General features: G+C 49.2%; 10 protein-coding genes. 8 read left to right on the forward strand and 2 right to left on the reverse strand.

What is annotated here, in order from left to right; all coding sequences use genetic code 11:
- Positions 1–57: 57 nt before the first annotated feature.
- Positions 58–555, forward strand: a complete 498-nt coding sequence (locus BMZ54_RS00985) for a DinB family protein (RefSeq protein WP_089906292.1) — start codon at positions 58–60, stop codon at positions 553–555.
- A 67-nt stretch (positions 556–622) separates the two neighbouring features.
- Here the strand turns inward: BMZ54_RS00985 and BMZ54_RS00990 are convergent, their stop codons facing one another.
- The gene (locus BMZ54_RS00990; protein ID WP_089906293.1) at positions 623–1,147 is read right to left on the reverse strand and encodes a class I SAM-dependent methyltransferase; all 525 of its coding nucleotides are present in this window, start codon (positions 1,145–1,147) and stop codon (positions 623–625) included.
- Positions 1,148–1,192: 45 nt separating this feature from the next.
- On the opposite strand from BMZ54_RS00990, the gene dusB reads away from it, so the two are divergent.
- A complete protein-coding gene (gene dusB / locus BMZ54_RS00995) occupies positions 1,193–2,230 on the forward strand; it encodes a tRNA dihydrouridine synthase DusB (protein WP_089908168.1) in 1,038 nt (345 codons plus the stop codon).
- 159 nt (positions 2,231–2,389) lie between these two features.
- Here the strand turns inward: dusB and BMZ54_RS01000 are convergent, their stop codons facing one another.
- Positions 2,390–3,949 carry a right-handed parallel beta-helix repeat-containing protein gene (locus BMZ54_RS01000; RefSeq protein WP_238386450.1) on the reverse strand — a complete coding sequence of 520 codons (1,560 nt, stop codon included), beginning with the start codon at positions 3,947–3,949 and terminating at the stop codon, positions 2,390–2,392.
- A gap of 571 nt (positions 3,950–4,520) precedes the next feature.
- Between BMZ54_RS01000 and BMZ54_RS01005 the strand changes: the two genes are divergently transcribed.
- The 6 genes from BMZ54_RS01005 to soxC all read left to right on the forward strand — a co-directional run bounded on the left by BMZ54_RS01005 (position 4,521) and on the right by soxC (position 13,844).
- Positions 4,521–7,586 (forward strand): SusC/RagA family TonB-linked outer membrane protein, encoded by a 3,066-nt coding sequence (locus BMZ54_RS01005; protein WP_089906294.1) that lies wholly within the window; start codon positions 4,521–4,523, stop codon positions 7,584–7,586.
- A 22-nt stretch (positions 7,587–7,608) separates the two neighbouring features.
- On the forward strand, positions 7,609–8,955 hold the full coding sequence (locus tag BMZ54_RS01010) for a RagB/SusD family nutrient uptake outer membrane protein (protein WP_089906295.1): 1,347 nt from the start codon (positions 7,609–7,611) through the stop codon (positions 8,953–8,955).
- 23 nt (positions 8,956–8,978) lie between these two features.
- Entirely contained in the window at positions 8,979–10,352 is a 1,374-nt protein-coding gene (locus BMZ54_RS01015) for a hypothetical protein (RefSeq protein WP_089906296.1), read from the forward strand.
- A gap of 24 nt (positions 10,353–10,376) precedes the next feature.
- Positions 10,377–12,020 (forward strand): hypothetical protein, encoded by a 1,644-nt coding sequence (locus tag BMZ54_RS01020; protein WP_202909103.1) that lies wholly within the window; start codon positions 10,377–10,379, stop codon positions 12,018–12,020.
- 77 nt (positions 12,021–12,097) lie between these two features.
- A complete protein-coding gene (locus BMZ54_RS01025) occupies positions 12,098–12,610 on the forward strand; it encodes a c-type cytochrome (protein WP_202909104.1) in 513 nt (170 codons plus the stop codon).
- Positions 12,611–12,620: 10 nt separating this feature from the next.
- Positions 12,621–13,844, forward strand: coding sequence for a sulfite dehydrogenase (soxC, locus tag BMZ54_RS01030; RefSeq protein ID WP_089906298.1), 1,224 nt, complete (start codon positions 12,621–12,623; stop codon positions 13,842–13,844).
- The last annotated feature ends 32 nt before the right edge of the window (positions 13,845–13,876 follow it).

Consider the following 13,876-nt stretch of genomic DNA (forward strand, 5'->3'; position numbering starts at 1 on the left):
CATAAGGTTGTCACAACCCGGTAGTTCCTTTGTATCAACAAACAAAAAACTACCACTATGACACAGATGCAACTGTTACTTACAGAACTCGAAAACGAAGCCAATACCACCCGTAAAATGCTGGAACGCGTACCAGCTGATAAATTTGACTGGAAACCCCATCCTAAAAGCGGTACGCTGAAATGGTTAGCCACCCACATAGCAGAGCTGCCAGGCTGGGTAGAAATGACCCTGCACACCAGCGAGCTCGATTTTGCCAGCAACCCTTACAAACAGGAAACAATAGAAAGCACCGATGACCTGTTAGCCTACTTTAACAGGAGCCTTTCCCAGGGCAAAGCTGCCCTGCAAGGTGGTAAAGACGAGCAGCTTGCTGATAGCTGGACGCTGCGCAATGGCGACCAGGTTTATAGCACCAGGTCCAAGGCAGAGGTGATCCGCATGGCATACTGCCAAACCGTACACCACCGCGCCCAGTTAGGTGTGTACCTGCGCCTACTGGATGTGCCCATCCCCGGCAGCTATGGCCCGAGTGCAGATGAAATGAATTTCTGAGGTAGCAATAAATTATAACAGAAAGGTGCAGTGGAAATGCTGTGCCTTTCTTTGTAATTATGAGATCTTACCAGCTGATCCGCACCGAATAAATATTAGCCCGTCCATAAATAGACGGGTGCTCATGCAGCCGTTCAATAGTAGTATAACCAACCTTGTGAAACAGCCGTAACAGGCTGTGATAGCTCAGTGGATAAGGCACCCAGCGGTTAGCGCTATCCGTATCATATTCACAGATCAGGAAGCAGCCATCAGCTTTTAAGTGACGGCTCACATTGCGGATAAACCCCTGCTGATCGCTTACATAATGTAAGGAGTTGGCCATTAGTATCCCATCCAGGTCCTGGAATGGCAGCTCATTTGCCACAAAATCCAGCCGCAGGGGCTGTACCTTCACTCCCGCCGGAAAGTCGTTGTTTTGTAATTTTACGGGCGCTTTGTCTACCGCATAAATAGTGCTGTTTGCCGGCAGCAGGCTGGCTAAAGCCGCCGTGAATAAGCCCCCACCACAGCCCAGATCGGCCCAGGCAGCGCTGCCGTTCGTATTAATCCCCCCGTTTTGTACCAGTGCAATTGCGTCTTTAAGTTCCATCCCTGAAAATTGAGTATCTTTGCCGGCGCAAATTTACAAAGAGTTTTGATCAGAATAGGAAACATATCACTGCCGGATTTCCCGCTGCTGCTGGCGCCCATGGAAGATGTGAGCGATCCGCCTTTCCGCATCCTGTGTAAGGATAACGGGGCAGACCTCATGTACACGGAATTTATTTCCAGTGAGGGCCTGATCCGCAATGCCATTAACTGCCGCCGCAAGCTGGATATTTTTGAGGAAGAGCGTCCCGTAGGCATCCAGATCTTTGGCGGGGATGAGGAGAGCATGGCGCTGGCATCCGGTATTGTAGATGTAACCAATCCCGACCTGCTGGACATTAACTTTGGCTGCCCGGTAAAAAAGGTAGCCTGCAAAGGCGCCGGGGCCGGCGTATTAAAGGATGTGGACCTTATGGTGCGCTTAACCGCAGCCTGTGTAAAGGCCACTAAGCTGCCGGTTACTGTAAAAACCCGCCTGGGCTGGGATGAACAAACCAAGAACATTGAAGAAGTAGCCGAACGCCTGCAGGATGTAGGCATACAGGCCCTCTCCATCCATGGCCGTACCCGCAGCCAGATGTATAAAGGGGAGGCTGACTGGAGCCTGATAGCCAAAGTGAAGAACAATCCCCGCATTCATATTCCCATTTTCGGGAACGGTGATATAGACAGCCCGCAAAAAGCGCTGGAATATAAGAACCGCTACGGCGTGGATGGTGTAATGATCGGCCGCGCCGCCATTGGCTATCCCTGGATCTTCCGCGAAATAAAACACTATATACAAACCGGCGAATTACTGCCTCCCCCCACGGTTGAGGAAAGAGTAGCTGTTTGCAGAAAACATTTGCACGAAGCTATTAAATGGCAGAACCAACGGGTAGGCATCAACGAAATGCGGGGCCGTTATGCCAGCTATCTCAAAGGCTTACCCAATATTAAAGAATACCGCAACCGGCTGAACCGGTTAACGGAAGTAGCAGAAGTAGAAGCCGTGCTGGATGAGATCTTAACAACCTATGCCGGGTTTGAGCTGCAAAGAACGCCCATAGAGCTGATCGATTATCACGAGAATTGCCCGCTGTAAAAGAGCAAAAGAATGTAAAATTTAAAATCATAAATGTAAAAGTAAAATGCCGCGAACATAGGTCTACCCTGTTTCGCGGCATTTTACTTTTATCCCGTTCATAAAGTCTTTTAAATGGTCTCTATGAACCTCCTTCGCCGGTTTGAAATTTCACATTCTTCAATACGAAGTCTCATCCGCTCCAATATCCACCCGGCCATTCCTTACACGGGTCTGCTGATCAATATCAAATTCCTGGTACCCGGTCACAAATGCAGGATCACCCGCATTCACAGCAGCAGAGCCGCTGGCAAGATGCAGGTTCAACGTTGACAGCGTACTGTTCACAAAAGACGGGATCCCGTAGGTAGAGTGCACATCCTGCCCGGTGGCGCTTACAAAAGCAGCCAGCGATCCATAGGTTGTTGCGGTTATAGCCCAATCGAATGTAACAGTAGCTGCGCTTCCTGAAACAGAATAATAGCGGTTGTAATCCATATGCAGGTTGGTGGAAGTATAGCCGGAAAGGGCAATCACAACAATATTGCTGTTGGACTGCACAATGTTATTCTTAATGGTAGCTTCATCCGTGTTCTGCAGGCTGATCTCGCCGCCCCATCCTCCTTTCGTATAATTCTTGAAGAAGGTATTGTTGGTGATGCTTGAATTGATCACTTTACTGTTAGGCGCATTGGAACCGAAGATGATGCCGGCATCCTTGTTATTATAAATAAAGTTGTCACGGATGTTAATACCATCAGCCGTGTAGTTATTGTTCTCACAACCCACTGTAATACCGGCCAGGTTCTCGTAACAGGTGTTGCCTTCCACGTTGATCCACTTGCCGCCATCTACATAAATACCGCCATTGGTAGCCACCGGCGATACGCAGTGATGTACGATGTTATATTTTACATTACCGTTACGTGCAAAGTTCACATTATCCGGTGCGCCTGTCCAGGAATAATGCCCGGTCATATCAATACCTATGTTACGGATATGATGTACAATATTACCTTCTATCAGGAAGTTCTCCACATTGCCGGCCATGGTAAGCCCTTCGCTATAACCAGTATTGCAGCTGTATATTTCGTTGTCTCCTACAAAGATCTCATTGTAGGAATCGGCTCCGGAACCTACTACTACCAGTGGATTAGCATTCTTGGAAGAAGAAGGTACAGCGGTGGAATCAGTAGTCCAGCCAATGTTATAGATCTTGCAGTTGGATACCTCTACATCTGTCCCCGACCCGATAATATAAATACCGGCAGCAAAATCGCGGATGTTGTTCGCTATCCTGATGCCGTCAATGCGGATATGGCTTCTGCTGCTAACAGCAATCATCTGTGCTTGTGTATCATTTGTTGCATTTACCCCATCCAGGATCACCACGCCGTCATTATAATTGGTAAGCGTAATAGGCTCGTCAGCAGAAGCGCCTGAATGCGGCCACCACAGCCTTTCTTTATAGGTGCCCGCTACAACATAAATAGTAGCGCCTGCACCTTCTGTTGTTTTATTCAGGGCCGCCTGTATGGTCTTTAAAGCAGTAGAAGTGCTGGTACCGGCATTAGCATCGTTACCAGAGGTACCATTAACATAGTAGCTGGTAATAGCCAGCTCTGTGCCTGCCTTGCGTCCGTTTGAAGGGGATTGTTCTGTCTCTTCCTTTTTGCAGGAGGCGATCACCAGCAGGCATAAACATCCTGCAATGAATGCTTTCATTACTTTGGGTTTCATAGTTTTCCATTTTAGTGTTAATCAATGAGAGTAAGGGTACATACTACATATAGTTTTTCAAAATAGATGGCCATCTGGTATAAAGACGAAGGGGCTGATTCAAAGGACCGGGGAAAACAGTGTTTTTTTAAAAGTTTTTTTGTTGTTCCATTTGGGGCGCATCTCCGCCGCCTCCTACGCCGTTCATCCATTAATTAATAAAAAATAGTCCACCACTCTTGTAGACTAAATATTTTTTATCTAATATTGTGACAGATTTAACACACCAGGTAATATGCTGCCGCTAAGCCCACCACTACCCAGCAGCATAGCCGTAGTGCTACGCACAGGTCTTTGGGATCTTATTCATACTTTATAATACATCGGGGAACATGAACACAACTAAAGGAAATGGCCTTCACCGCGCAGGCGGTGTAAGACCGCGTGACTGCCTATGTTATAACGCACGTTTAAAATGAAAAACCGGAATTGCTGCAACAATTCCGGCGAGTAAAAAAAGGCTGAGCTAAAGGGCTGTTAGTGAGTAAATCACTAGCCGCCTGCCTTATTATTTATTACCAATACAAATATAATGAAGATTGCCATTATATCGTGGATCGTGCTGCTCCCGCTCTTTACCTATGCACAGAACCAGGATAACATCACGCTTTCAGGCGTAGTCATAGATGCACAAACAAAAACACCTTTACCCGGCGCCACCGTACATATTAAGAATACTACACACGATGGTTTAACCAACGACAAGGGCGAGTTTAATTTCTTAACCGGCCAGCACCTGCCTATAACATTCCAGGTTTCTTACATTGGCTATAAACAGGCAGAAATAACCGTCAACCAGCGCACCGGCATTATCCTTGGATTAGAGGCTGCCAACACACAGCTGAATGATGTTGTGGTCGTAGGTTATGGTACACAGCAACGTAAAAGCCTGATCAGCTCCATTTCAAAAGTAAATGCAAGCGGTATCAAGGATATTCCTGTAGCGGGTGTAGATGCCCAGCTGCAGGGCAAAGCAGCCGGCGTACAAATTAACTCCAACACCGGCGTACCGGGCGATGGGGTATTTATACGCGTACGCGGCGCCACCTCCATTAACGCCAGTAATGATCCCTTGTATGTAGTGGATGGTGTGTTTATTAACAACACCAGCCTGCAAACCGTAAGCACCGGCGGCCGCGCCACCTCTCCCATAGCAGACATTAACCCGGCAGATATTGAAAGCATAGAAGTGCTGAAAGATGCCAGCGCCACCGCTATCTATGGATCACGCGGCGCTAACGGGGTAGTGATCATTACTACCAAACGCGGTAAGTTCGGCACCAAACCAACTGTCACTTTTAATACTTCACATGGCTGGGCATGGGCGCCGCAGCTGTGGGACCTTACCACCGGCCCGGAACATGCGGAGATCATGAATGAGTTTTACAGGAACTCAGAAGCAGATGCCATTGCAGCCGGCGACCAGGCAGGTATAAAAAAATATGCACAGGTGCCCTTCCGTCCCGTATCAGAGGGCGGCCGTGGCACACCGGAAGAACAGCAGACCTATGACCGCCTGCACAAATTGTTCCGCACCGGTTTGCTGCATAATTACAACCTGGCTTTGCAGGGTGGCAGCCCTACAAATAAATATTATATCGGTGCCGGCTATACGCAGCAGCAGGCGGATATTAAACCCATTGATTTTAACCGCGCCAGCTTAAAGTTCAACTTTGATCAGAAGGTGGGCGATAAAGTTACCGTAGGTACCAGCAACAGCCTGTATCGCAGCTTCCGCAACCAGGCCCGCTCCGGCGATGGTCCCCAGGGTGGTTTATTACAATCAGCCCTGCACACACCTACCTATTTACCGGAAGTGAATCCGGATGGTACGCCGGCCCGCTACGCAGGTTTTGATAACCTGGATGTGCTGCTGAATAATTACGATGTAAATACTACCAGCCTGCGTTACATTGGCAATATCTATGCAGAGGCCGAGATCATCCCGGACCTGAGGTTCCGCACCAGCTGGAGCCTGGATTATAACCATTACGATGAATCAGAGTATTGGAACAACCTCACCCAGCTGGGCGCTGCGCCTACCAATGGTTTGGCCACTTCTGCGCTTACGCAGAACACTACCTGGATCAATGAGCAAACATTAACCTACCGCAAAACACTGAACACGGTACACACTTTTGGGATCCTGGTAGGTAATACCCTGCAGAGTAATATCCAAAGCACTACCTCTGCACAGGGTTCAGGTTTTCCAAGCAACGCATTTAAGCTGATCTCTGCAGCCGCTACCCGCACTTCCTCCCAGTTATGGAGCAAGGCCAACCTGGCCTCTTTCTTTGGCAGGGTAGATTATAATTATGCCAACAAATATTTTGTAGAGTTCAGTGTGCGTGCAGATGGGTCTTCCCGTTTTGGCGCCAATCACCAGTTCGGGTATTTCCCCGCAGTGGGCGCTGCCTGGCGTTTGAAGGAGGAGCATTTCCTGAAAGATGTGAGCAGCATCAGCGATCTGAAACTGCGCGGCAGCATAGGCCTTACCGGTAACCAGAATGGTATTAACAACTTTGCCGCACAGGGCTTATGGTCTGGCGGTGCCGGCTACCCGGATAATACCACCAGTGGCGACCAGCCGGGCATTTACCCGCTGCAGCTCTCTAACCCTGACCTGCGCTGGGAAAAAACACGGCAAACCAACATTGGTGTAGACCTGGGATTGTTCAATGATCGTATAGGCATTGAGGTGAACCTGTATTCAAAACATACTACAGATGCTTTGTTACAGCTGCCGGTGAACGCTATTTCCGGTTTTAACTCCTACGCCAGCAATGCAGGTGTGATCAACAACAAAGGGTATGAAGTAGCCATTAACACCTTTAACATCCGCAACCGCCACTTTACCTGGCAAACCAATTTCAATATATCCGGCAACAGCAATAAAATAGTACAGCTGCCCATACCAGTCACCTATTACAACCGCGACTGGGTAAGGCTGCAGCAGGGTTATTCTATGTACTCCTTCTGGTTGTATAAACAGCTGTATGTAGATCCGCAAACCGGTAACGCAGTGTTTGAAGATGTGAATAAAGACGGGCAGATCACCGTGGCCGACCGGCAGATCATGGGCAGCGCTATTCCCAAATTCTTTGGCGGCATTACCAACAACTTCACCTACAAGGGTTTTGACCTGGGCGTTGCCTTCACCTTCCAGTACGGGAACGATGTATATAACCTGAACCGCTTCTTTGGTGAAGGCGGCGGTACCCGCGATGCTAACCGCGTATTATTTGCCGACCAGCTAAACCGCTGGCAGAAGCCCGGCGATATTACCGATGTGCCCCGCGTTACTGCTTACGGTAACAACTATACGCTGGAGCAGAACAGCCGTTTCCTGGAAGATGGCTCTTTCCTGAAGCTCAGCTCCCTCACTTTAGGATATACTGTTCCTAAAAGCATTACTTCCCGTGCAGGTTTCCAGACCGTACGGGTATACTTCACCGGCAGCAACCTGTTACTGTTTAAAAAGTACTCAGGGCCTGATCCGGAAGTGAATGTAACCTCCCTGCAGAATGTACAGGGGCTTGACCTGGGCACTGCGCCACAGCCACGCACCGTGCAGTTTGGAGTGAATGTAACGCTTTAATGAACCGTTAAAAAAGAATACAATGCAAACACGTAAATATATACTTCCTTTCCTGGCCTCCGTGCTGCTGCTGTCCTGCAAAAAATTCCTGGACGTGGAGCCGCAGGATGCAATTTCAGATGATAATTCAGCGGTGATCACAGACAAATCATCCGCAGAAACCGCAACCAGGGGTCTTTACAGGGCTTTATCAGCCGACGCTTACTATGGCAGCAACTTTGTTTCCATTGGCTATTTATCCGGCGATAATATTGTATGGACCGGCTCCCAATCCATTATCCAGCAGTTCATCAGCCATAATGTGCGGGCCGACAATGCCAATATTGCCAGCGCATGGTCCAGCATTTATGCTACCATTAACCGCGCCAATCATATCATTGCCAAAGTACCGGCTGTTACAGATCCTTTACTTACCCAGCAGCTGAAAAACCAGTTTACCGGGGAGGCTTATTTTGTAAGGGCTCTGGGCTATTTTGACCTGGCGCGTACCTGGGGCGGGGTGCAGATCACACTTACACCTACTATTACCCCGGCTGATAAATACGGCATTAAGCGCAGCAGCCTGGATCAAACCTATAACCAGGTGCTGAGCGACCTGGTAGCAGCAGATTCCCTGTTGCCCACCACTACCAACCGTTTCCGCGCCACGCAAAAAACTGCCTGGGCCTTACGCGCGCGTTATCATTTATACCGCCGGCAATGGGCCGATGCGGAAACCTATGCTACCAAAGTGATTGCCGATTCTGCCAACTATAAGCTGGTGCAACCTTACAGCGCATTTTTTGCCAACAATGCCACTGCCACCTCTGAATCTGTACTGGAGCTTTCTTACAGCGCCACCTATACCAACTCACACCGCAACAGCTGGCAGCCGCCCGCTAATGGCGGTACGCGCCAATGGGCGCCCAATGATGCTTTCCTGTCACTGGTAAATGATCCTGCTATTGGCGGTAACCGCAGTGCGCTGGTAGCAAAAACATCTGCCGGCCTTTGGTACGGCAACCTGTATTACCGCAGCCCGGCTACAGATCCTGCATTTGTAATACGCATTGCAGAGCTGTGGCTGATCCGTGCAGAAGCCCGCGCACAGCTCAATAACTTAAGCGGCGCTATCAGCGATCTGAATGCAGTACGCAGCAGGGCCGGTATACCGCCCAGCGAAGCAGCTACACAAAGCGCCCTGTTGCTGGCCATTGAAAATGAGAGACGGCTGGAATTTGCTTTTGAAGGGCACCGCTGGTACGACCTGGTACGTACCAACAGGGCCGCTGCTGTATTGGGTGTTACCGATGTTAACAAACAGGTGCTGCCCATACCTGCCGGCGAAGTGCTGAATGATATAGACCTTGAACAGAACAAAGGATATTAATGTGTCATCATAAATTTTAAAACATGACAACAGCCACCTACCATGCTGCGCATATACCTCCTGCATCCACGGGATGGAAAGCATACCAGAAGATCATCTTCCGGTTGTTCTTTATTTATTTCCTGATACAGGTACTACCGCTGGACTGGAAATTTTACCGGAACCTTTTTGCCATTAACTGGCTGCACCTGCAGTATGCAGATATTTTTAACATTGCGCATTATACGCCCAGCTTTTTTGCCGGGCAAACGCGTTTTGCGGACTGGGCGATCTTTTTAGGCATTGCAGCTGCCAGCACCGTAATATGGAGTTATTTAGATAAAAAGAACCAGTACAACACCAATTACGATGCCCTGTATTACTGGCTGCGGGTACTGTTGCGCTACCGCCTGGCCATTGCATTGCTGGCTTATGGGTTCATAAAATTCTTCCCGCTGCAGTCGCCTCCTCCTTCCCTGAGTAACCTGAATACACCTTACGGTGATTTTACGGAGTGGAAATTATTTTCCTTAAGCCTGGGCATTGTACCGGGCTATGAAGCTTTCCTGGGACTGGTGGAGATCATTGCAGCAGTACTGCTGTTATACCGTAAAACCACTACACTGGGCGCATTCATTGTATTGGCTTTTACCGGCAATGTGTTTATGTCTAACCTGGCTTATGGCGGCGGTGAAGCAGTGTATAGTTTTTACCTGGTATTAATTGCGCTGTTCCTGTTTGCGTATGATGTGCCTAAGCTCACCAACCTGCTGGCTTTTGGCCGGCCTACCGCACCCAATAATTACCGGCCTTCATTCACCCAACCCAGGCTGCGGTACATCCGGTTAGCGCTGAAAGCTTTTGTAGTACTGTTCTTTGGTGTGATCTATGGTGCGCAAACCTATGCCGCTATACATCATGATCCATATCAATATCCTGCTGCACCTGGTTTGGCGGGCGCGCAGGGCTTATATAATGTACGGGAATTCCGTTATAATCATCAAACATTACCCTACAGTGATATTGATCCTGTCCGCTGGCAGGATGTGGTATTGGAAAAATGGAATACACTTAGCATCCGCTCCAACCGCCCGGTGGTTATTGATTCCACGAATGTAGACAGCATTCATACCGCCGACCAGGACCGCACCTTTGAGCTACAAGGAAGTGCTGCAAGGCATTACTATAGTTACCAGGCCGATACTGTGCACCAGCTGCTGGTGCTGCAAAACCGCAACCCGCATCATCGTACGGAGCAATGGCTGCTGCATTATGAGCGGCCCAATGATAGTACGCTCATCCTGTCCGGCGCTAACCAGGCCAAAGACTCTGTGTACGTGGTATTAGACCGGGTGAATAAGAAATACCTGCTGGAAGAGGTAACTAAAAAAGGCCGCAGCAGATCCATCAAACTATAATCGGTTCATCTGAAAAATATTGTTATGTCTACCATCACCATTCCTGAAATACATGCCGCAAGGAATAACCAGCTTCCGCCACTGCCCGGCATTTCCACGCCCTGGAAAACATATGAGCTGATTGCTTTCCGCATTGCATTTATCTTTTTTGTGGCCATCTCAATTCCCAATAATGCGGAATGGTACAGCCATGTGTTCCATATTAACTGGGCACGCCTGCATTACCGCGACCTGTATGATATTGCGCGATTTGGCTCCGGGATCAATGTTTTTGGCAACACCATCTTTGGCAGCCCCCTGTACGGTTATGCCAACTGGATCATTACTTTCCTGGTATCTGTTGCAGGAGGTTTAATATGGACAGTGATAGACAGCCGCCGTAAAGATCCGCCACTGGAATATAACCAGCTGTATTACTGGCTGCGGGTAGTGGTGCGCTACCGTGCAGGCATTGGCATTATTGGCTTTGGCTTTACCAAGCTGCTGCCGGTGCAAATGCCTTTCCCATCTTTAGGATTGCTGAACACTAACTTTGGCGATTTCTCTGCACAAAAGATCTACTGGCTTATCATCGGTATAGTACCCTGGTACCAGGTATTTGCAGGTATAGTGGAGGTAACGGCCGGTACGCTGCTGTTCTTCCGCAAAACCACTACCCTGGGCGCAGCCCTGCTGGTAGGCGCTTTAGGCGATATTGTGTATGTGAACTTTGCTTATGATGGCGGTGTGCATGTATACAGCTCTTATTTTGTGCTGTTAGGCGCCTTCCTGCTGGTGCAGGATGTGCCCAAGCTATACCGTTACTGGATCAAAGAAGAGTATACCATTCCGGTATACTATTTCCCTGTATTCTCAAAAGGATGGCAGTACGCGCGCGTAGCTTTGAAAACCGGTGTGATCGTATTATTCCTGGGAGTATTGTATTATCTGCAGCTGGTGAATTATAAGTATGATCCCTATAAACAACCCTCCACTGCCGGTGTGCGTGCTTTAAGAGGTAACTACCGGGTAACGGAGTTCCGCATTAATAACAGGGTCATTCCTTATGATCCTACTGATAGCATCCGCTGGCAACGGGTAACCTTTGAAAAATGGACCAGCCTAACGTATACGGTTAATCGTGCAACGTTCATTGACCTCTCTAACGGTGGTGGCGATCCTATGCGGGACATTAACCGCACCTTTGAGCTCACTGGTACCGGTGGGGGGCAACGGGTATTCCACTACTATGCAGACAGCATTGACCATGTGCTATACCTGCAGGATAAATACAAAGCTATCCCCGACCGCAGGAACCGCGTAGCCGGTGTGGGTGGCGATCAGAATTATGATCTGAATGCAGGCAGGCCACTGGCTAAAGAAGGCCGCAAGCACGACCTGGATACCACTGATCGTAACTGGATCTCCCCAACAGCCTGGTCGCATATTGGCGATGAAAACCACATGATCGATAAAACGGTGTGGACTGCCCGCCGCGACCGTGAATTTGCGGTGCCGCTCAAAAATGAGCACCGGAACCGCATGGTGCTGCAATATGAAACAACAGACGGATCGCACGTAATACTGAAAGGTGTGGATGAGCATAAAGATTCTATTTACGTAGTGCTGGACCGCATAAACCGGCCTTACCAGGTAAAACCCAGTACGCTGGATGCAGGTAAATACTAACAGGCATGCGATTTAAAACGTATATGCTGTATGGTTATATGCTCTGCATGTCCTGTAAGCACAATAGTAACAGCACAATGGTTTTACAAGATACTGCCAACTGGCCGGCTACCTTTGGATTAGGCCGGCCGGCCACGCAGGCCGAAATAGCAAAGCTGGATATAGATGTACGGCCGGATGGAAAAGGACTGCCACCCGGCGCCGGTGATGCCATTACCGGCAAAACCATTTACATGGCTAAGTGCGCCGCCTGCCATGGCACCGGTGCAGAACCGATGGATGTAAAGCTGCCTGGTCCTGCGCTGATGAATGACAGCGCCGGCGCAGACCGTAACAAGCTAAAGACCATTGGTAACTACTGGCCCTATGCTACTACCATTTTCGATTATGTACGCAGAACCATGCCTTACAATGCGCCCGGTACTTTAACGGATAATGAAGTATACAGCCTTACCGCTTATATCTTACATGCCAGCAATATTATTACCGCGCAAACAGTGATGAACGCAGCGTCTTTACCAAAGGTGACCATGCCTGCAAAAAAATTATTTGTACCGGATAACCGGCATGCAGGGCCGGAGGTTCGCTAACCGTGATTGTATGAGTAAAAGAAAGATCAGCCGGCGTACTATGTTAGGCGGGGCCGCTACTGCCGCTGTAATGCTGTTCAAATCCTCTTACGGGAAAATGATCCAGGCGGCCATACCGGAATCTGTGCTGCAGTCAGCAGACCCTACTAAAACAATAGGGCCGCCTCCCGGCGAAATAGGCACCCGCTCTGCATTTGAGCACGTAGTAAAAAAAACTTCCGATATTTCTTCGCGCACACCGCTGCAGGATCTGTATGGTGTTATCACCCCATCTGACCTGCATTATGAGCGCCATCATGCCGGCGTACCGGTGATTGATCCGCATAAATATGAGCTGCTGATCCATGGCATGGTAAATAAGCCCATGGTGTTCACCCTGGCCGATCTAAAACGTTTTCCATCTGTATCCCGCATCTGTTTTTTAGAATGCTCCGGTAACTTCCGCAATAGTAAGGAAACGCTTACTCCGCAGGAGATCTGTGGCCTTACCAGCCAGAGTGAATGGACGGGTGTAATGCTTTCCACTCTGTTCCGCGAAGTAGGTGTGCAGCCCAAGGCCAGCTGGTTCCTGGCAGAAGGCGGTGATGCCGCCATTATGACCCGCAGCATCCCTGTTAAAAAAGCCTGGGACGATGCCATGATCGTATATGCGCAGAATGGGGAAGCCATCCGCCCGGAGCAGGGCTATCCCGTACGTTTATTGCTGCCTGGCTGGGAAGGCAATACCAGCGTAAAATGGCTGCGCCGCCTGGAGCTTTCCGACCAGCCTTATATGACGCGGGAAGAAACTTCCAAATACACTTATGCCGTAAAAGACAGCATCCGTCAGTTCAGCTTTGAGATGGATGCGCGCTCCATCATTACCTTCCCTGCTTTTCCGCAGCAGGTGGCCAAAGGCTGGATAGAGATCCGCGGTATTGCGTGGAGCGGATGGGGCAAGATTGTGAAAGTAGAGATCAGCACAGATGCCGGCAAAACCTGGCAGGCAGCCCGTTTGCAGGAGCCTGTGCTGGACAAGGCGCATACCGGTTTCCGTTATTTATGGCAGTGGAATGGAGATACCACAGAGATCATGAGCCGCGCCATTGATGAAACAGGATATACGCAGCCCACTTTACAGCAATTAGTGAATGCACGTGGCACAGATATGGGCGGCTATCATATGAACCCCATTACCGCCTGGGTGATACAGCGGGATGGTAAGGTGCTGTTCAAACCGGAAAAATGGAAATGAGCCCACCACATTGTCAGTAAAAAACATTTATT

The sequence above is a fragment of the Chitinophaga rupis genome, assembly GCF_900109685.1.
GTDB lineage: Bacteria > Bacteroidota > Bacteroidia > Chitinophagales > Chitinophagaceae > Chitinophaga > Chitinophaga rupis.

What these genes read in the sequence shown, in the direction of transcription:
- BMZ54_RS00985 (WP_089906292.1), top strand. Translation starts at nt 58, where the DNA reads ATGACACAGATGCAACTGTTACTTACAGAACTCGAAAACGAAGCCAAT.
- BMZ54_RS00990 (WP_089906293.1), bottom strand. Translation starts at nt 1,147, where the DNA reads ATGGAACTTAAAGACGCAATTGCACTGGTACAAAACGGGGGGATTAAT.
- BMZ54_RS01000 (WP_238386450.1), bottom strand. Translation starts at nt 3,949, where the DNA reads ATGAAACCCAAAGTAATGAAAGCATTCATTGCAGGATGTTTATGCCTG.
- BMZ54_RS01005 (WP_089906294.1), top strand. Translation starts at nt 4,521, where the DNA reads ATGAAGATTGCCATTATATCGTGGATCGTGCTGCTCCCGCTCTTTACC.
- BMZ54_RS01010 (WP_089906295.1), top strand. Translation starts at nt 7,609, where the DNA reads ATGCAAACACGTAAATATATACTTCCTTTCCTGGCCTCCGTGCTGCTG.
- BMZ54_RS01015 (WP_089906296.1), top strand. Translation starts at nt 8,979, where the DNA reads ATGACAACAGCCACCTACCATGCTGCGCATATACCTCCTGCATCCACG.
- BMZ54_RS01020 (WP_202909103.1), top strand. Translation starts at nt 10,377, where the DNA reads ATGTCTACCATCACCATTCCTGAAATACATGCCGCAAGGAATAACCAG.
- BMZ54_RS01025 (WP_202909104.1), top strand. Translation starts at nt 12,098, where the DNA reads ATGGTTTTACAAGATACTGCCAACTGGCCGGCTACCTTTGGATTAGGC.
- soxC (WP_089906298.1), top strand. Translation starts at nt 12,621, where the DNA reads ATGAGTAAAAGAAAGATCAGCCGGCGTACTATGTTAGGCGGGGCCGCT.